At 29.7% G+C, this 18965-nt stretch carries 16 protein-coding genes and 1 pseudogene; 10 read left to right on the top strand and 7 right to left on the bottom strand.

What is annotated here, in order from left to right:
* Positions 1–128: 128 nt before the first annotated feature.
* A complete protein-coding gene (locus ACMFBB_RS16850; protein WP_435261902.1) occupies positions 129–1691 on the bottom strand; it encodes a hypothetical protein in 1563 nt (520 codons plus the stop codon).
* 132 nt (positions 1692–1823) lie between these two features.
* Between ACMFBB_RS16850 and ACMFBB_RS16855 the strand changes: the two genes are divergently transcribed.
* The 10 genes and pseudogenes from ACMFBB_RS16855 (at position 1824) to ACMFBB_RS16900 (ending at position 12796) form a co-directional block, all read left to right on the top strand.
* Positions 1824–2999: a 2-isopropylmalate synthase gene (locus ACMFBB_RS16855; protein ID WP_435261903.1), complete on the top strand. Its 1176-nt coding sequence runs from the start codon at positions 1824–1826 to the stop codon at positions 2997–2999.
* Positions 2999–4382, top strand: a pseudogene (gene leuC, locus ACMFBB_RS16860) (3-isopropylmalate dehydratase large subunit). The gene ACMFBB_RS16855 and the pseudogene leuC overlap by 1 nt, the downstream one beginning before the upstream one ends.
* Positions 4382–4963, top strand: a complete 582-nt coding sequence (gene leuD / locus ACMFBB_RS16865) for a 3-isopropylmalate dehydratase small subunit (RefSeq protein WP_435261904.1) — start codon at positions 4382–4384, stop codon at positions 4961–4963. The pseudogene leuC and the gene leuD overlap by 1 nt, the downstream one beginning before the upstream one ends.
* A 66-nt stretch (positions 4964–5029) precedes the next feature.
* Positions 5030–6145, top strand: coding sequence for a 3-isopropylmalate dehydrogenase (gene leuB, locus ACMFBB_RS16870; RefSeq protein ID WP_435261905.1), 1116 nt, complete (start codon positions 5030–5032; stop codon positions 6143–6145).
* Positions 6146–6614: 469 nt separating this feature from the next.
* Positions 6615–8105: an acyl-CoA dehydrogenase family protein gene (locus tag ACMFBB_RS16875; RefSeq protein WP_435261906.1), complete on the top strand. Its 1491-nt coding sequence runs from the start codon at positions 6615–6617 to the stop codon at positions 8103–8105.
* Positions 8106–8210: 105 nt separating this feature from the next.
* On the top strand, positions 8211–8513 hold the full coding sequence (locus ACMFBB_RS16880; protein WP_435261907.1) for a hypothetical protein: 303 nt from the start codon (positions 8211–8213) through the stop codon (positions 8511–8513).
* A 609-nt stretch (positions 8514–9122) separates the two neighbouring features.
* A complete protein-coding gene (locus ACMFBB_RS16885) occupies positions 9123–9977 on the top strand; it encodes a M57 family metalloprotease (protein ID WP_435261908.1) in 855 nt (284 codons plus the stop codon).
* A 178-nt stretch (positions 9978–10155) separates the two neighbouring features.
* Positions 10156–10896, top strand: coding sequence for a hypothetical protein (locus ACMFBB_RS16890; RefSeq protein ID WP_435261909.1), 741 nt, complete (start codon positions 10156–10158; stop codon positions 10894–10896).
* A gap of 71 nt (positions 10897–10967) precedes the next feature.
* Complete coding sequence (locus ACMFBB_RS16895) at positions 10968–12017, top strand: sensor histidine kinase (RefSeq protein ID WP_435261910.1); 1050 nt, start codon at positions 10968–10970, stop codon at positions 12015–12017.
* Positions 12014–12796: a LytR/AlgR family response regulator transcription factor gene (locus ACMFBB_RS16900; protein ID WP_435261911.1), complete on the top strand. Its 783-nt coding sequence runs from the start codon at positions 12014–12016 to the stop codon at positions 12794–12796. The genes ACMFBB_RS16895 and ACMFBB_RS16900 overlap by 4 nt, the downstream gene beginning before the upstream one ends.
* A 176-nt stretch (positions 12797–12972) precedes the next feature.
* Here the strand turns inward: ACMFBB_RS16900 and argH are convergent, their stop codons facing one another.
* Genes argH through proC form a run of 6 tightly spaced genes read right to left on the bottom strand, consistent with a single transcriptional unit; the run spans position 12973 to position 18956 of the window.
* A complete protein-coding gene (argH, locus tag ACMFBB_RS16905; RefSeq protein WP_435261912.1) occupies positions 12973–14250 on the bottom strand; it encodes an argininosuccinate lyase in 1278 nt (425 codons plus the stop codon).
* Positions 14251–14253: 3 nt separating this feature from the next.
* Positions 14254–15315, bottom strand: a complete 1062-nt coding sequence (locus ACMFBB_RS16910; RefSeq protein ID WP_435261913.1) for a M20 family metallo-hydrolase — start codon at positions 15313–15315, stop codon at positions 14254–14256.
* Positions 15315–16091, bottom strand: a complete 777-nt coding sequence (argB, locus tag ACMFBB_RS16915) for an acetylglutamate kinase (RefSeq protein WP_435261914.1) — start codon at positions 16089–16091, stop codon at positions 15315–15317. Before argB ends, ACMFBB_RS16910 begins: the two co-directional genes overlap by 1 nt.
* Positions 16088–17023, bottom strand: coding sequence for an acetylornithine carbamoyltransferase (locus ACMFBB_RS16920; protein WP_435261915.1), 936 nt, complete (start codon positions 17021–17023; stop codon positions 16088–16090). The genes argB and ACMFBB_RS16920 overlap by 4 nt, the downstream gene beginning before the upstream one ends.
* Positions 17020–18159, bottom strand: a complete 1140-nt coding sequence (locus ACMFBB_RS16925; protein WP_435261916.1) for an aspartate aminotransferase family protein — start codon at positions 18157–18159, stop codon at positions 17020–17022. Before ACMFBB_RS16925 ends, ACMFBB_RS16920 begins: the two co-directional genes overlap by 4 nt.
* A complete protein-coding gene (gene proC / locus ACMFBB_RS16930; RefSeq protein ID WP_435261917.1) occupies positions 18156–18956 on the bottom strand; it encodes a pyrroline-5-carboxylate reductase in 801 nt (266 codons plus the stop codon). Before proC ends, ACMFBB_RS16925 begins: the two co-directional genes overlap by 4 nt.
* Positions 18957–18965 lie beyond the last annotated feature (9 nt).

An 18965-nucleotide genomic window follows, 5' to 3' on the forward strand; every position in this document is an offset into this window, starting at 1 on the left:
AATAGTAATTGTAGTAGAAATTGTTGTAGTGCCAACGAAAGAAGCCGAAGTGGTAAACTCGGTACTTTGAATAGTAATATTTCTTTCGTTAATTAACATTGGGTCAAATATATATAAATGTTTTTAAATTATTTGCTAAGTTGTTTAAATTTTTCTTGAATAATTTGAGCAACAGTTTTATTTTCTATTTTACTTTCAAGCCATGAAAGGATATCAAGATATAAAAAAGCTCTTTTTTCATAAGGGTGGTGTTCAAAAACTTTTAGACGAGCATGAATTTTTTTAAATTCATTTTTTATTTGATGAGGAAAAACATCTCCTAGAGATTTTATGGAAGAAATAAATTCTTTTTGCACTTCTTGTAAATTTTCCATTTTAAGTAAAAAGCGATAAGTATCTTTAAATTGTATTTCTAAATAATAATCTAATCCAGATTCGTAATGAGCAATTAAACTTAGAATTCTAGCAAAACATTGTAAATCTTCAGCAACATGTAAATTTTTTGATTTAATAATTTTATTTAAATACAAAATACAGTTTTTGTTATCTCCCATTCCAAAATATAAACAGGCTATTTTATAATAGAGCACCACAACATGATGGTTATCTAATAAGCCTTTGTATTCTTCTATCTTAGAGGTGATTATATCAACTAAATATTCACCTTCTTTAAAAGTACCTTCTAAAAAATGTAAATGTAATAGGTTGGCATAATAATATTGAAAAATAAGAATTTCAGTGTTACTGTTTTTTGGAATGGTTTGGTTTTTAATTCCATCTTCAAATAAAGCAAACTCCTCTTTAAATTTGTTGAAATGTTTAATGAAAAATAAACTTTCTAGTAAATAATTAATACCTTTTAAATAAAAAACGGGGTGTAATGAAATGTTTTTGGAGTCTGATTTAAATAAAGAAACCCATTTGTTAGCATGTTTGTAGCTTAATAAAAAGTCTTGAGTTAAAAAACTATGCCATAAATTAGCTTTATATAGCCATAGTTTTTCTCTAAAACCAAGGGTTTTAAAATCATATTTTGGTAATCTTGAATTGAAGTAATCATTTACTTTTTTTAATTCTTCATCATTTCTAACGTATCCAGTTTTAAGTAAAATTCCATACAGTTGTAATGATAAATTTGAAAGTTTACTTGTAATTAGATTTTGTTGACTTAATTTTTTAGCTTGTACAGTAAGTTCGTCAGCTCTAGTATTAATACTTCGTGTAATGTATTGACTCTCTATAATTTTTTCAAATTCAATGATTTCATAAGCTATATTTTTTTCTTCACTATCAATAGCCATGTTTTTAGCTTTTTCTAAAAGTTTTAAACTTTGTTTGTATAACCCCTTTAAATATAAAACTGTTGCAAAATCTAGTTGTTCTCTAATTTGTATTCGAATGTTTTTATGGGCAGGGTTTAAACGCAAACTTGTTAAGATTTGTTTGTATAAATGTGCTTTTAAATTAGATAGTTGTTGTTTACTAACCACACCACTTTTTATAATAGCTTTTTCATCATAAGTTTTTTGCTTTTCTAAAATTTTAAAAAGCGCAAAAAATTTTGCATCAACATTACCACCTAAACGCCCTATATAGAGGTTAAATTGACGCTTTTCAGATTTAGATAACGACTTTATTAAAATAAAAAGAGAGTCGCCTTGTTGATTGGTTGATGTAATTGTTTTGGTCATAAATCACTGTATGATAGTGTTTTGTGTTTTTTTTTGTTTGGTTAAGTCTCGTAAATAGCCTTTTTAAAAAGGGCTATTTAGAAAAACCAATATATAAATTTGATTTTATAATAAGATAAAAGATTTTATATTATGCGAAATGATAAAGTCCAAATTTTCGATACTACATTAAGAGATGGAGAACAAGTTCCTGGATGTAAATTAGATACTAAGCAAAAGCTTATAATTGCAGAAAGGTTAGATCTCTTGGGTGTTGATGTAATTGAGGCTGGTTTTCCTGTTTCTAGTCCTGGTGACTTTACATCAGTAAATGAAATAGCTAAATTAGTTAAAAATGCATCCGTATGTGGACTGACTAGAGCTGTTAAAAAAGATATTGAGGTAGCAGGAGAGGCTTTGAAAGTAGCAATTAAACCAAGAATTCATACAGGTATTGGAACCAGTGAATCTCATATTAAACATAAATTTAATATCTCTAAAGACGAAGTAATTTATAGAGCAAAAAATGCTGTAGCATATGCGAGAAACTTTGTAAGTGATGTTGAATTTTTTGCAGAAGATGCAGGAAGAACTGATAATGAGTTTTTAGCAAAAGTTTGTGAAGAAGTAATTAAATCAGGAGCCACAGTTTTAAATATTCCAGATACAACAGGATATTGTTTACCTGAAGAATATGGTGCAAAAATTAAATATTTAAAAGATAATGTAAAAGGAATTGAAGATGTGATAATTTCTTGTCATTGCCATAATGATTTAGGCCTTGCAACTGCAAATTCTATAGCCGGAGCAATCAATGGAGCACGCCAAATAGAATGTACTATTAATGGTATTGGTGAACGCGCAGGAAATACAGCTTTAGAAGAAGTTGTAATGATTTTAAAGCAACACCCATATTTAAATCTAACGACTGATATTGATACGAAATTATTGTATGATACAAGTATAATGGTACGTGAAAAAATGGGAATGTTTGTGCAGCCTAACAAAGCAATTGTTGGTGCAAATGCTTTTGCTCATAGTTCAGGAATTCATCAAGATGGGGTTATTAAGAATAGAGAAACCTATGAGATTATTGATCCAGCTGAGGTAGGAGTTACAGAAAGTGCAATAGTTTTAACTGCAAGAAGTGGAAGAGCTGCTTTGGCTTACAGGGCTAAAAAAGTAGGGTATGAGTTGACAAAAATACAGCTTGATTCAGCATATAAAACATTCTTACAATTTGCAGACAGACAAAAAGAAGTAATAGATGAAGATATTCATCAAATAATGAAACAAGTAAATAAATTATCAAAAGTAGCAATAGCCTAATGGGAAAAACATTATTTGATAAAGTATGGGATGCACATGTAGTTGATACCGTACAAAATCGGACCTCAAGTTTTGTATATAGATAAGCACTTAATTCATGAGGTAACTAGTCCGCAGGCTTTTAATGAGCTAAAAGAAAGGAACATTCCAATTGCAAGACCCGATAAAACAGTGGCAACTGCTGACCATAATACACCAACGGTTAACCAGCATTTACCTATAAAAGATGAGCTGTCTAGAAATCAATTGGAACAGTTGACCAAAAACTGTGAAGAAAATAATATCACATTATACGGTTTAGGTCATAAATATAATGGTATAGTGCATGTTATGGCTCCCGAATTGGGAATAACTCAACCAGGAATGACAATGGTTTGCGGTGACAGCCATACATCAACCCATGGTGCTTTTGGAACCATTGCATTTGGTATTGGAACAAGTCAGGTGGCTCAGGTATTTGCAAGTCAATGTCTGTTATTAGAAAAACCTAAAAGTTTACGTGTAAATGTAAATGGAAAGCTTAAAAAAGGAGTGTTGCCTAAAGATGTAATTTTATATGTAATTGCTAAATTAGGAACAAATTCGGGGACAGGTTATTTTTGTGAATATGCTGGAAACGTATTTGAAGAAATGTCAATGGAAGGTCGAATGACAGTTTGTAATATGAGTATTGAAATGGGGGCAAGAGGAGGAATGATTGCTCCAGATGAAATTACTTTTGAATATGTTAAAGGTAGAGAATTTGCTCCAAATTCTGAAGAGTTTGATAAAAAAGTTGACTATTGGAAAACATTAAAAACTGATGTTGATGCAGTTTTTGATCAAGAATATTCATTTGATGCAGAAGATATTGAGCCAATGTTAACGTATGGTACTAATCCTGGTATGGGAATAAAAATATCTGAGAACATACCTTCGGATAATGACGACTCGTTTGAGAAATCATTAGACTATATGGACTTTAAAAAAGGTAAAAGTTTATTAAATACGCCTGTTAACTATGTGTTTATTGGAAGTTGTACAAATTCTAGAATTGAAGATTTTAGGGTAGCTGCCAATTATGTGAAAGGAAAGCAAAAGGCATCTAATGTAAATGCATGGTTGGTTCCTGGTTCACAGCAAGTTGCTAAGCAAATTCAAGAAGAAGGATTACAAAATATTTTTGAAGAAGCTGGTTTTCAAATGCGTCAGCCTGGATGTTCAGCATGTTTAGCAATGAATGATGATAAAATTCCTGCTGGAGAATATTGTGTGTCAACTTCAAATAGGAATTTTGAGGGGAGACAAGGTCAGGGAGCAAGAACAATTTTGGCAAGTCCGTTAACAGCGGCAGCTACCGCTGTTGAAGGAAAAATTATAAACTTTACAAAATATTTAAATTAATGGAAAAGTTTGTTAAACTAATAGATACTGGTATACCATTACCTACCGAAAATATTGATACTGATCAAATTATCCCTGCCCGTTTTTTAAAGGCAACAGATAAAAAAGGGTTTGGAGATAATGTATTCAGAGACTGGAGATACAACAAAGATGGTAGCAAGAACATAAATTTTGTGTTGAATAAATCGAAATATAGTGGAAGTATTTTGATTGCGGGAAACAATTTTGGTTGTGGATCGAGTAGAGAACATGCCGCTTGGGCACTTTCGGGCTACGGATTTAAAGTTGTTATTAGTAGTTTTTTTGCTGATATTTTTAAGGGGAATGCTTTAAATAACGGTATTTTACCCATTCAAGTTTCAAAAGAGTTTTTAAAAGAGTTATTAGAAAAAGTGCTAAGAAACCCCGAAGCAAAGATTATAATTGATTTAGAAAATCAATTACTAAAAACATCAATAGATACTGTGAAATTTGAAATAGATCCTTATAAAAAGGTATGTTTATTAAATGGATATGATGATATTGATTTTTTGGTAAGTAAGAAGAAAGAAATAGAGTTTTTTGAAAATAATTTAGTTTAGAAATAATTATTTTAGAATCTTTTTTAAATGCAAAAAGGACGTAGAATAATTAATAAAAAAATAAAAATGAAAGTAAATATAGCAGTAATACCAGGAGACGGAATAGGTCCAGAGGTAACAGCTCAAGCAAAGAAAGCTTTGAATGCTGTAGCCGATGTTTTTGACCATACATTTTTGTATAAAGAAGCACTTATGGGAGCTTGTGCAATTGATGAAACAGGAAACCCTTTACCTGACGAAACAGTAGCTTTATGTAGAAAGTCAGATGCTGTTTTATTTGGAGCGATTGGAGATCCAAAATATGATAACGATCCAACAGCTAAAGTACGTCCTGAACAAGGGTTGTTACGTTTGCGTAAAGAGTTAGCATTGTTTTGTAATGTTCGACCAGTGAAGGCCTATGATAAGTTAATTCAAAACTCACCTCTAAAAAAAGAACGAATTGAAGGAACTGATATAAGTATTTTTAGAGAGTTAACAGGAGGTATTTATTTTGGAATAAAAGAAATTAGTGACGATGGTAAAATCGCTTTTGATGGTTGTTCATATTCTATAGAAGAAATAGAAAGAATAGCACATTTAGCCTTTCAAGCTGCACAAATAAGACGTAAAAAGTTAACATTGGTTGATAAAGCAAATGTGTTAGAAACATCAAGATTGTGGAGAAAAACTGTATCTGCTCTGGCTGATCAATATCCTGATGTAACTTTAGATTTTTTATTTGTAGATAATGCAGCAATGCAGTTAATATTAAACCCAAAACAGTTTGATGTAATTTTAACAGAAAATTTATTTGGTGATATTATTTCAGATGAGGCCAGTGTAATTGGAGGTTCTATAGGTTTATTAGCTTCTGCTTCAGTAGGGAAAGAAAATGCTTTGTTTGAACCAATTCATGGTTCTTTTCCACAAGCAAAAGGAAAAGACATCGCAAATCCTTTAGCCTCTATTTTATCAGCAGCTATGTTATTAGAGCATTTAGGTTTACATGATGAAGCTGAAGCTATTGAAAGAGCAGTTCAGAAATCTTTAGAATTGGAGATTACAACAGAAGATATTAATCCCCAAAAGCCATTTTCTACCAGTAAGGTGGGTGATTTTATAGCAGACTATATCCAAAATCAAAACGATACGGATATTAATTTCCAAAATATTCATATGGGACAAAGTACTATTATATAATATCTCAATATATAATTATTTGTAGGCTATTATTCCGACAAGCACGGGGTAATAGCTTTTTTATTTTTACGAGTGTTTATTAACAATATAAAAAAGAGTTGTTAACCCTTTGTTTTATTGCAACTTGGCTAAGAGTTTTTTCAATAGTTAAAATAGTTTTATGGAGTACATTTGGTTATTTCAGAGGTGTTTCTCCGATTGTCTTTTAATTTTTGTTTTCTCATAGTGTTATATTATGAAAGTATATAAAGTTTACAAATGTAGTTTATCTCCTTATTATAGTGTATAACTTTGTTAGTATTCTTTATTGATATTATTTTTATTTAGATTAATTATGAATAAATTTACATTTCCTTTTTAACTATTCTTCTTATAAGTTTAGCTTCTAAATACGTATAAATTTTAGATGTAAAATCTTGTTAAGATAAAGGAAACGAAACATCTATTAAAAATGTAAAGATGATATTTTATGAGTAACGATTTTATAACATACATAACAGAGTTTGAAAAAAACTTAAAAAGACTATTTCATAATAGTTTTGATATTAATAAGTTAAGCTTGGAAAGAGGTATGCCTTCTTCACTTTTGAAAGAAATAATGAGTAATAATCCACTATCTGTTGCAATTCCAGAGAAATTTGGTGGTAGAGGTGTAAATGTAAAGGAATGTTTGTCTGTTTTGTCTTCTGCTTCATACGAATCCTTACCCCTTTCATTAACTTTTGGTATTAATATAGCACTCTTTTTAGAGCCTATTGCGAAATACGCAAATGATAAAGTTAAAAATAGCATATTTCAAAGATTTATGAAAAATCAGAACATGGGGGGCTTAATGATTACAGAACCAAACTATGGTAGTGATGCGTTAAATATGCAAACCAACTATGAGAAGGTTGGTAATGAGTATAGAATCAAAGGAATTAAGCATTGGCAGGGATTAACAGGGATGGCCGATTATTGGTTAATAGCTTCCAGAGAAAAAACGGCATCTGGAAACTTAGGACGTGATATTAATTTTTTCATTTGTGATGTTACAGAAGAAAAACAACGAATTGAAGTTAGTGAATATTACAATAACTTAGGACTGTATATGATTCCCTATGGTAAGAATATCATTGATATAAAAGTTCCAAATACCTATAAGTTAGAGCCAGAAACTTCAGGGATAAAAATGATGTTAGATATTTTACACAGAAGTCGTATGCAGTTTCCAGGTATGGCTATGGGGTTTATAAAAAGAATGCTTAATGAGTCATTAGAGCACTGTAAAAAAAGAATCATTGGAGAAAGGAGGTTAATAGACTTTGATCAAGTTCAATACCAAATATCGAGAATTCAAAGTGCTTATACTATTGCTTCAGCAATGTGTTTTCGAAGTAGTAAAATTAGTGGAATTGAAAATGATTTATCCAATAAAGGAATTGAGGCGAATACGATGAAAGCTTTTGTGACTGATTTAATGCAAGAGTCTGCTCAAAATGCCACACAATTGTTTGGTTCAACTGGATATAAAATGGAAAACGTTGCGGGTAGAGGTATATTAGATAGTAGGTCTTTTCAAATTTTCGAAGGCTCAAATGAAATGTTATATACACAAATAGCAGAGATGATTTCTAAGATGATGCGAAGAAAAAAAGAGTTTAATATTTATAAGTTTTTGAAAGGATATGAACTTACTTTGAAGTCTTATGATTATTTCAAATATGATTTAGATTTTATTTTTTCTCCCAAGATAGCGCAACGAAAACTTATTGATTTTGGTAAAATAATTTCGCGAGTGATTTCTTTTGATTTCGTGCTGGATATGGAAAATAGTGGGTTTAGGAAAGACCTAGTAAGTAACTGTCTGGAAATTTTGAAATTAGATGTCTCACGTTTGGTAACTACTTTTTCACAGAATAACAAAGTAAAACAAATTGAAGAATACACTGAAAATAGTTATTGGTACGATTTTGTTTAAAACCAACTATTAAATTAAAAAAAGGCCAATGACTAAAGTGTTAGTAATTGGCCTTTTATATAAGAATTTTAGCTCTTTTGCTTTCGAACATTAATAAAACTTCGGATGAAAGTAATTAGAGCAATTAATGTTGTTAATATCATTAATGAAATTCTAACTATTCCTATAATACTTTCTCTATCTAAAGCCCCCATCAGAGGTTTGATTAGACCAAAAAGAACAATTAGTGTTAAAAGAACTGCAATATGTGCAGGTATTTTTGCTTCTTTTTTTACACCAGAATTTATTGCTAATAATATTAGTCCAATAAAAACAGGGATTAATGCGGTTACTGATGGTGTTTTGGATGTAAAATATGCCCAAGTGCCTAACCCAATTAAAGTAAAAGCGTTTAGTAAACTAGCTTGAAAAGGTTTCATATAATTGTTGATTTTATTTTATTCATATTCCCAAATTCTAATACACTGAACAGCGAAGTATCTAAGAATAAATTTTATTATTTGATGGAAAATTAAGAATAATAATTTGAGTTTTTATAATTTAATTTAACTTTTTTAGATAATTATTTCTTTATAAATATTCTTTAGAACTATTTATTTTTTAGTGTTTTTGACAAACAATTATAAGTTCTCAGTTCGTTTAGTGATTGTTTTTTTCATTTTTTGATCGTTCATTTCACAAGAGCATGCGAAAGATATTACATAGCTTCTAGTTTTTATTTTATTAGAAGCTATGTTAATAGTATTGGGGTACTCGATGAGGCTAAAGCTACTGCAAAAAGTTTTTAGAATTAGAAGTTTTTAAGCCAAATAAAGAGAGTTTTCTTCTTTTGATTTAATAGTTGTTTTTTTTAATGTGTAAATGTTTGAAAATAAACTTTTTATATTTTTAACACTTGTGCGATTTTTTTTTGTTTAAAATGTAAAATTTTAACAATTTAAATCTTTGAAGTGTATTTTTTTGTGATTTTTATTTTTAGCTTTATGGTCAATTATAAACCTTTCTAAATTTTAAATTATGAGAAAATCGAAAATGGCTCTAATGCTAGGGCTAACAATCTCTATGTTTTTTGTATCATGTTCAAATAATGATGAAAACGCTAGTAATCAAAGTGTTGTTCAAGTAGAGAATCCTTTGAACAAGGAAATTCCTAAACATGTTATTGACGCTGCTAGAAAACTGGAATTAAATGTGAATCATATACGTTATGATAATTTTTATTTTCCTGATGGAACTTCTGAAGAACGCTTGTTTTTTGAAGAAGATATTGTAATGACCGAAAAAGAACTAATCACCTTGTCGGAAATGAATACTAAAAGACAATATGCGACTAACAATCTGGTATCTCAAGGTAGAAATATTTCTATTATTGGCTACACAGGTGGAGGAGGTTATGGACTTTCAACTAAAGAAAGGACTGCTTTGGAGTGGGCTGTTAATAATTATAACCGTTTAAGTGGAGTATCAATAAGTTTTACATTAACATTTGGTACTAACTATCAAAATAAAGATATGGTAGTTTATAAAAATCCAAATTCTTCAGGAGCAGGAGGAAGTGCAGGTTTTCCTAGCAATGGTCGTCCTTACAAATGGGTTCAGATATATGGATTATCAGGATATAGTACAAACGTAAATGAACATGTTATTACTCATGAAATTGGTCACTCAGTTGGTTTTAGACATACTGACTGGTTTAGTAGACAGAGTTGTGGGCAAAATACCAATGAAGGTAATGCAGGTGTTGGAGCTAATCACATTTCGGGTACACCAACAGGGTATGATTCAACTTCTATAATGCTTGCTTGTTTTAGTTCAAGTGAAGATGGAGAATTTAACAATAATGATATTACAGCGTTACAAAGAATGTATTAATAAATTAAATCTGTTAGATAAAAGCACCGATTATGTCGGTGTTTTTTTTGTAATAAATTTATTTAGCTATGAAAATTCATGCGTTTATAGTAAATTTTCCTTAGCTCATTAGAAATGTGTTTTTTGAAGATTACTAATCAAATACTTTTGAAGTGTTAAACAGATAAAAATATATAAAATGAATACTAAGAAAGAACTACTATTTTTAAGAACATTTGCAGTTACTATTTCACTGGCTATAGGTGTGGTAACATCATTGGCATTTAAAAATAAAAAAACAACACAATTTGATACGATTGATGTAAAAAAAATTAATATTGTAGAAGATGATGGAACAGTGAAAATGTTAATTACTAATGCTGCAAATTTTCCTAGCAAAGGAGATATAATTAATGGGAGAGTTTACCATAAAAGAAAAAAAAGAGCAGGAATGTTATTTTATACTGAAGACGGAAAAGAGTGTGGAGGTTTTATCTATGATGGAAAAAAAACAAAGAAAGGACATAGTTCAGGACTTTCACTAACATTTGACCAATATGGGGGAAATCAAGTAATGCAATTGATAACTACCGATACAAAGGTTGGAGATAAAAGATATAAAGCAGGTAGGTTAGTTTTTAATGATCGTGGTAATTATGAAACACAAGAAAAAACCATGCAGATAAATAAAGAGCTTAAGGGGATAAAAGATAGAAAAAAACGTAAAGAAAAATACGAAGAATACAGAAAAAAAGGCTTTGTTGGAGGAGTTCCAAGAGTAGCTTTAGGACAAACCCCTGGAAAGCAAAACGGATTGTTTTTATTCGATGATAATGGAAAAACAAGAGCTAAGTTTATCATAGATAGCAATAATAAAATTAAACTAGAAGCATACGATGAAGCTGGGAATGTTGTAAGTACCTGGCCAGAAGAAAAGTAAAAAAATCACATTTGCAATGAAGCTATCAATAAAGTTTTCATTGCAAATGTGATATATTTGTTGCTATACATATGAAAATAAAAGCAAATTTTTTAAGAGAAAACAGAGGGTTTCTAATTTTTCTATTTTTTATTAGTTGGTTATTTATTTTAAAAAATCAATTAAGGGTTTCATATTCTTGGAAGAGTTTTACTTTTCATTCTGATGCCCCATTTTGGTTCTTTTTTCAAGCCGTTTTTATCTTTTCATGGGTGTCTTTTGTGAAAAAGCGTGTAAATAATAACGCAACCTTACAAGTTTCATTATTTAAGAAGTATTTACTGTTTTTTAGTGCAAGTCTTTTGTCGTATTTAGTATTAGCAAATGTTTTGGGTTTATTAATTTCATTAATCTTTGATACTTATTCTAGAAACTTTGGGTCTTTATATTTATTGATTTACAAAAACTTAAGTTCAGTGGTAGATTTTATGATTTTTGGTAGCTTTTCTTTAGTGTATTTATATTTTAAAGAAAATAAACAATTTCAAAAAAAATTAAATGAGTATGAAATTAGTAAAGTTAAAAGTGAAGTTATTCAATTAAGAACGCAATTAAATCCTCATTTTTTATTCAATAATTTAAATGTTTTAGATTATCTAATAGAAGAAGATAAAAATAAGGCGAGTGCTTTTTTAAATCATTTTTCTGAACTGTACCGCTATAGCCTAGTAAATTCTGATAAAGAAACAGTTTCTTTGCAAGACGAACTTTATTTTTCTGAAGGTTACTTTGAGTTAATGAAAGTTAAATATGATGGATATTATTTTTTAAAAGTAGATGAAGAAGTAAAAAGGTTGAAAGCAGCATTACCACCATTTTGTATTCAAGTTTTAGTTGAAAATGCTATAACACATAATAGGGGTAGCTCTGAAAAACCTATTTATATAAAAATAAAAGTAATTGAAGATGGAATTAAAATAATTAATAACAAAATAGCTTTTAACCATAAAATAAAAGGAAATGGAGTAGCGTTGAAAAATATGATGAAACAATTTAAATTACTTACTAAAAAACCAATTATTATTAAAGAAAATGCCGAGTATTTTGAGGTAAAAGTTCCGTTAATTAATTTGAATCTATGATTAAAGTGGTATTGGTTGAGGATGAAATGCCTGCCAGAAAAAAAATAAAAAAATACATTGAAAAATTAAAACATCCAGTAGAGGTTATAAAAGAATTAGAAACAGTAGAGGATGTTTTAGCTTTTTTTACAAATGATCCCGTTGTAGATTTAATTTTATCAGATATAGAACTTCTTGATGGTAATGTTTTTGGTGCCTATAAAAATTTAGAATTAAAAATACCTATAATTTTTTGCACTGCATACAATGAATTTTGGATGAATGCCTTTGAAACTACTGGGATTGCATATTTGTTAAAGCCATATTCATTTGAACGTTTTGAAAAAGCATTAGAAAAATATTTGATACTTAATACAGGTAAAGTTTATGAATCAAGTAATAGTGTTTTGTTAGAAAAGTTAAATTCTTATTTGAACAAGAGCTCACAAGAAACTAAAGTTTTTCAAGGTAGTTTTCCAGTAAAAACATCAAAATACACTTACTTTTTGAAAGTAGATGATATTATGTATTTTCAAGCAGATTATGGGGTTGTTTTTGCTTTTGATAAAGAAAATAAAAAACATGTTTTAAATCAAACATCCTTAAAATCAATAGAAGAGATGGTAGATTCTGAAAAGTTTTTTAAGATAAATAGAAGTGAGCTTATTGGTAGGATTTATATTGAAAAAATAAGCAGATATGATAAAAATAGCATTGCCATAAATATATTAAATAGTAAAACAATTTTAAAAACTAGTCAAAATAAAACTGCAGAATTTAGTAATTGGTTGGGGATATAAGTTTAAATTGATCATGGCCTGATATTGGTTAAATGAATTGCGTTCTGATACTTTATTTGTGTTTAAAAGAACATATACTTCAGTTTTTGTGGCTGAAGTATGTGTTTTTTTGAGAGTAAGCATATGAATAAATAATGTGACCAAAAATTTAAACGCATGAAAAAAATATTGATTTTTTATAAAGTTTTCATTTTTTCGCGAATTTCATTTAAGCATAAATTGTCAATACTACCTTGATGACTGTGTTTTTTAGTAGTATCAGGAATATAAGTACCATTAGTTACTTGGTGCCCTATTTTTTTATAAGCTTCTCTAAAACTCTGCCCATTTTCAACTAAAGTATTTATATTATCAACTGTATACAGGAATTTGTATTTATCATCATATAAATTCACATCTTTTACGATGATTTGTTGGATAGAATAATCAAAAATATCTAAAATATCCTTAGTGTCTTCAAAACCAAGAATCATGTTTTGTTTAAGTAGCTGGTAGTCTCTGTGATATCCACTAGGTAAATTATTTGTGATTAATACCATTTCTGTATGGAGAGCCTGAATTTTATTGCATTTACCCCTAATTAATTCAAAAACATCTGGGTTTTTCTTATGTGGCATAATGCTACTTCCTGTGGTTAGCTCATCAGGAAAGGATATGAAATCAAAGTTTTGACTCATGTATAAGCAAATATCCATAGCAAAACGAGCAAGCGTATTACTTAAGCTTCCTAACGCCATAGCTATTGTTCTTTCACTTTTACCTCTGCTCATTTGAGCAGCAACTACATTGTATTTTAAAGTGGAGAACTCTAGTTCCTCAGTAGTAAAATCTCTATCAATAGGAAAAGAACTTCCATAACCAGCAGCAGAGCCTAATGGATTTTGATCTATCGTTTTTAGCGCTGCTTTGATAATATATAAATCATCAATTAATAATTCTGCATAGGCTGAAAACCACAAACCAAAAGAGGAGGGCATAGCTACTTGTAAATGAGTATACCCAGGTAAGATGTTGGTTTTATATGTATCAGCTAATTGTAGTAAGGTGTTAAAAAGAGTTTTAACTTTACTAGAAATAAACTGTAAATTGTTTTTATAGTATAAATGTAAAGCCACTAAAACTTGATCGTTTCTTGATCTAGCTGTATGTATTTTTTTGCCAACTTCTCCGCAAATCTGAGTGAGATCAAATTCAATTTTAGAATGAACATCTTCAAAATTTGAGTCAATTTTAAATGTTTTTTCTTCTATTTGTTGTTGTAAAATATTAAGCCCATCTATCAATAAGTTTAATTCTTTATTTGTAATAATTTTAGTTTTTGCAAGCATTTTAGCATGTGCTAAAGAAGCTTTAATATCATATTTTGCTATATGTATATCTATTTCTCTATCATTTCCTACAGTGAAGTTTTCTATTTTTTTATCTATAGATAGTCCTTTGTCCCAAAGTTTCATTTTTTATATAATTACGTTATTTAATAATTCAATATACAATTGTATACCTTCTTCAATTTCGTGTAAATAGATGAATTCATCTGCTGTATGCGATCGTGTACTGTCACCAGGGCCTAGTTTTAACGAAGGGCAGTTTAATACCGCTTGGTCAGATAGTGTTGGAGAGCCATACGTGTTTCTCCCCAATGAAATACCAGCTTTTACTAAATCGTGATCATTCGGAATAGAAGAAGAGTTCAGATGTAAGCTTCTAGGTTTTATAGAGCAAGGGGCATTTTGTACTAAGTATTCACTAATTTGTTTGTTAGTATACTTATCATTAACTCTTACATCAATAACTAATTTTACATTTGCAGGAACAGCATTATGTTGCTTTCCAGCATTTATTTGAGTAACCGTTAATTTGACTTCTCCTAATGTATGAGATTTCTTTTCAAAAGATAAATTTTTAAACCATTGTAAAACCTCTATGGTGTTATAAATCGCATTATTATCGTTAGGGTGTGCAGCATGACTTGGAGTTCCTGTAATTTCAGCATCAAAAACAACTAATCCTTTTTCGGCAATTGCTAACTGCATTAAAGTGGGTTCACCAACGATTGCTACATCAATTTTTGGTAAAATTGGAAGTAAGCTATTTAGGCCATTGGCCCCACTACTTTCTTCTTCTGCTGTTCCTGCAAAAATGATATTATATTTTAAATTTTCGTATGAATAAAAATAAGTATAGGTTGCTAATAAAGAAACCAAGCATCCACCAGCATCGTTACTGCCTAACCCATATAATTTTTCGTCTTCAATGATGGCCTTAAAAGGATTTTTAGTGTAACCGTTATTGGGCTTTACAGTATCATGATGAGAGTTTAATAATAGGGTAGGTTTTGATTTGTTAAAGTGCTTGTTTAATGACCAAACATTGTTAACAGTTTTAGTATAAGGAATATTAAACTCGTGAAACCATTTTTCTATTAATAGGGCTGTCTTATCCTCTTCTGAAGAGAAAGAAGGTGTTTCTATTAAATTTTTAAGCAATTCAATTGCTTTTTTTATAAGTTCTTGTTTCATTATATCTTTATAGATGTATGTGTTGTATTTTCTTTGAAAAGCATATCAGAATTACCTACACTGACTTTAGTAACCTTGTTATTAAGGGCATGAAAGCAATTATCTAGCTTAGGAAGCATACCTTTAAATATTACTCCTTGATCTTTAAGTTTAGTGTATTTAGTAGAATTAATGTTTTCTATAACTGAATTCTTGTTATTAATGTCAGTCAAAACACCAGGCTCTTCAAAACAATAGTAAAGTTCTGTAATATATTTAGTTGATAGCGCAATGGCTATTTCAGCAGCTATGGTGTCAGCATTTGTATTTAATAATTGTCCGTTTTTATCATGAGTAATTGCACAGAAAACAGGAGTTATTTGATTGTCAATTAATAAAACAGGGATTTTTATATTTACTTTAACGATATCACCAGCAAAACCATAATCTATAGGTAAAGAAGGTCTTTTTGTAGCTTTAATTGTATTTGCATCTGCACCTGTAAACCCCATGCTATCAGTGTTGTTAGCTTGTAGTTTTGCAACAATTTCCTTGTTGATTTTACCAGCATAAACCATTGTAATAATATCTAATGTTTTAGCATCAGTGATTCGTCTTCCGTTAATCATTTTAACAGGAGTATTCATTTTTTTAGCTAAATCTGAAGCTGATTTACCACCACCATGAATTAAAACTTTAGGGCCTTCTATTTGTGAGAAATTATAAAGAAAACTACTTAATTTTTTTTCATTGTTGATAATATTTCCACCAATTTTAATGATTTTTACTGTTTTCATAGGTTTTCTAAAATTTGCTTTAAAACTATTTGAGTGGCATAAGTTCTATTATTAGCTTGTTTAATTACGAGTGAATTATCACCGTCTAAAACGTCATCCTCTGCAATTACATTTCTTCTTATTGGTAAGCAATGCATGAATTTTGCATCTCCTAAATTTTTCTTTGTTATCATCCAATTAGAAAATTTATTGGTCGTTTTTCCGTAATCTAAATAAGAACTCCAATTTTTAGTATAAATAAAATCTGCGTTTTCAAAAGCTTTATATTGATTATATTCAATAAAAGTGTTCTTGGTGATTTTGGGGTCTAGTTCGAAACCTTTTGGGTGGGTAATTGTAAAGTTAGCCTCCATTCTATGCATTAAACGTACAAAACCATTAGCAACCGAATGTGGTAGAGCTTTTGGGTGAGGTGCCCATGATAGTACTATTTTAGGTTTTTTAATAGTTTTAAATTCTGTAATGGTAATAGCATCAGCTAATGCCTGTAAAGGATGATCTGTAGCACTTTCCATATTAACTATTGGTACTTCAGCGTATTTTATAAAATTATTTATAACAAATTCAGAAGCGTCTTTATCTTTGTCTTTTAAAGAAGGAAAAGCTCTAATGGCAATTATTTCGGCATATTGAGAAATTACTTTAGCAGCTTCTTTTATATGTTCAGATGAAGTTAAATTCATCACTGTACCATCTTCAAATTCTAAACTCCATGCATTTGAAATATTTAAAACACTAACATGCATCCCCAGGTTTTTTGCAGCTTTTTCCGTGCTCAGTCTTGTTCGAAGGCTAGCATTAAAAAATAACATTACCAATGTTTTATTTTTACCAATAGAAGAAAATTTAAAAGGATCTTTTTTTAATAGAATAGCCTTGTTAATTGTTTCTTGTAAGTTATTTATGTCATTTAAACTGGTGTATTTTTTCATGATGAAAAAGTTTTAAGTTCTTCTTTTAGAGTTTTTATAAAAATATCTACATGTTTTTTTTGTAATGTTAAAGGAGGTAGTATTCTTAATAAATTTGGATTTTTAGCACTACCTGTAAATATGAAATGTTTGTAAATAAGGTTTTTTCTTATTTCTGATACAGGAAAATTAAATTCAATGCCTAGCATTAATCCTCTTCCTTTTATTGAAGTTACATTAGGTAACGATTTTGTTTGTTTAATAAAATAGTTAGATACTTCTTTAACGTTTGATAATAGATTTTCATTTTCTATCACTGATAAAACAGCCAAAGAAGCGCTACAAGCTAAATGGTTACCACCAAAAGTAGTGCCTAGCATTCCATGTTTTGCTTGTATATTGGGGTGGATTAATATGCCTCCAATAGGAAAACCATTGCCCATACCTTTTGCCATTGAAATAATATCTGGTAAAACACCGTGTTTTTGAAAAGCAAAGAAATCACCAGTTCTACCAAAACCAGATTGAATTTCATCAGCAATAAGAAGTGTATTATATTGATTACATAGTTTTTGTAAACCTTTATAAAATTTTGTAGTAACTTCATTTAAACCTCCAACACCCTGAATAGTTTCAATAATAACAGCGCATACGTCATTATTTTTTAGTGTTTTTTCAACACCTTTTAAATCTTCAAAAGCATGAAAAATTACTTCTTGTTGTGAATTAATTGGAGCAACTATTTTAGTGTTGTCTGTAGTAGCAACAGCGGCTGAAGTTCGACCATGAAAAGAGTTTTTAAAGGAAATTACTTTTTTCTTATTGGTATGGAAAGATGCTAGTTTTAAGGCATTTTCATTTGCTTCAGCCCCAGAATTACATAAAAATAACTGATAATTTTTACAATCAGACTTGTTTTCTAATTGTTTTGCTAATTCAACCTGCAAAGGGTTTTTTATTGCATTGCTATAAAACCCTAGTTTAGATACTTGTTGATTTATATTTTTTATATAAGTTGGGTGACCGTGTCCAATTGATATTACAGCATGACCTCCGTATAAATCTAAATACTTATTACCATTGTCGTCAAAAACATATACATCTTTTGCTTTCACAGGTGTGACATCAAACAATGGGTATACATTAAATAAGCTCATATTTGTTCTTTTTTAATTGTGTTAATCTTGTTATATGAAGCTACCATTCCTTGTATCAGAGCTGCACTTAATCCATTGTGTTCCATTTCATTTAAGCCTTCAATTGTACATCCTTTTGGAGTGGTCACTTTATCTATTTCTTCTTCTGGGTGATTCCCCGTTGTTATTAATAAATTAGCTGCTCCTTCACTAGTAAACATTGCTAGTTTTTGAGCGTCCTTAGCATCAAAACCTAATTGAATAGCAGCTTGAGTTGACGCACGTATTAAACGCATCCAAAAAGCAATGCCACTTGCACAAATTACTGTTGCCGCTTGCATTTGATTTTCTGGAATTACAATAGAGTTGCCTAATTGATTAAAGATAGTTTTTGCAAATTCTATCTTATTTTTTCCGCTAGAGTTACAACAAATACAAGTCATTGATTTTCCAACTGCAATGGCTGTATTAGGCATTACTCTAACTATAGATTTATCATCTCCTATTATAGATGCTATCTTATCAATGCTAAAACCAGTTATGGTAGATAAAATGGTGTGTTTATTACTTAAAAACGGAGTAACACTTTTTAAAATATTTTCAAAATGCCTTGGTTGAACGGCAAAAATTAAAATATCTGAATTGGTTACAGCTTTTTTATTATCAGTGGTTATATAGGTATTGTTGTTTTTTTCAAACTCTTTTAAATCTTTGATCTCTCTTTTGGTAATATATAAGCTTGTAATAAGATTATTTTTGATTAATCCTTTAGCAATAGATTTTCCAAGATTTCCAGTTCCTATGATTGCGATTTTCATAAATTTTGA

Origin of the sequence: Tenacibaculum sp. nBUS_03, from assembly GCF_051201695.1 — a bacterium.
Lineage (GTDB): Bacteria > Bacteroidota > Bacteroidia > Flavobacteriales > Flavobacteriaceae > Polaribacter.

What these genes read in the sequence shown, in the direction of transcription:
- ACMFBB_RS16850 (WP_435261902.1), bottom strand. Translation starts at nt 1,691, where the DNA reads ATGACCAAAACAATTACATCAACCAATCAACAAGGCGACTCTCTTTTT.
- ACMFBB_RS16855 (WP_435261903.1), top strand. Translation starts at nt 1,824, where the DNA reads ATGCGAAATGATAAAGTCCAAATTTTCGATACTACATTAAGAGATGGA.
- leuD (WP_435261904.1), top strand. Translation starts at nt 4,382, where the DNA reads ATGGAAAAGTTTGTTAAACTAATAGATACTGGTATACCATTACCTACC.
- leuB (WP_435261905.1), top strand. Translation starts at nt 5,030, where the DNA reads ATGAAAGTAAATATAGCAGTAATACCAGGAGACGGAATAGGTCCAGAG.
- ACMFBB_RS16875 (WP_435261906.1), top strand. Translation starts at nt 6,615, where the DNA reads ATGAGTAACGATTTTATAACATACATAACAGAGTTTGAAAAAAACTTA.
- ACMFBB_RS16880 (WP_435261907.1), top strand. Translation starts at nt 8,211, where the DNA reads ATGAAAGTAATTAGAGCAATTAATGTTGTTAATATCATTAATGAAATT.
- ACMFBB_RS16885 (WP_435261908.1), top strand. Translation starts at nt 9,123, where the DNA reads ATGAGAAAATCGAAAATGGCTCTAATGCTAGGGCTAACAATCTCTATG.
- ACMFBB_RS16890 (WP_435261909.1), top strand. Translation starts at nt 10,156, where the DNA reads ATGAATACTAAGAAAGAACTACTATTTTTAAGAACATTTGCAGTTACT.
- ACMFBB_RS16895 (WP_435261910.1), top strand. Translation starts at nt 10,968, where the DNA reads ATGAAAATAAAAGCAAATTTTTTAAGAGAAAACAGAGGGTTTCTAATT.
- ACMFBB_RS16900 (WP_435261911.1), top strand. Translation starts at nt 12,014, where the DNA reads ATGATTAAAGTGGTATTGGTTGAGGATGAAATGCCTGCCAGAAAAAAA.
- argH (WP_435261912.1), bottom strand. Translation starts at nt 14,250, where the DNA reads ATGAAACTTTGGGACAAAGGACTATCTATAGATAAAAAAATAGAAAAC.
- ACMFBB_RS16910 (WP_435261913.1), bottom strand. Translation starts at nt 15,315, where the DNA reads ATGAAACAAGAACTTATAAAAAAAGCAATTGAATTGCTTAAAAATTTA.
- argB (WP_435261914.1), bottom strand. Translation starts at nt 16,091, where the DNA reads ATGAAAACAGTAAAAATCATTAAAATTGGTGGAAATATTATCAACAAT.
- ACMFBB_RS16920 (WP_435261915.1), bottom strand. Translation starts at nt 17,023, where the DNA reads ATGAAAAAATACACCAGTTTAAATGACATAAATAACTTACAAGAAACA.
- ACMFBB_RS16925 (WP_435261916.1), bottom strand. Translation starts at nt 18,159, where the DNA reads ATGAGCTTATTTAATGTATACCCATTGTTTGATGTCACACCTGTGAAA.
- proC (WP_435261917.1), bottom strand. Translation starts at nt 18,956, where the DNA reads ATGAAAATCGCAATCATAGGAACTGGAAATCTTGGAAAATCTATTGCT.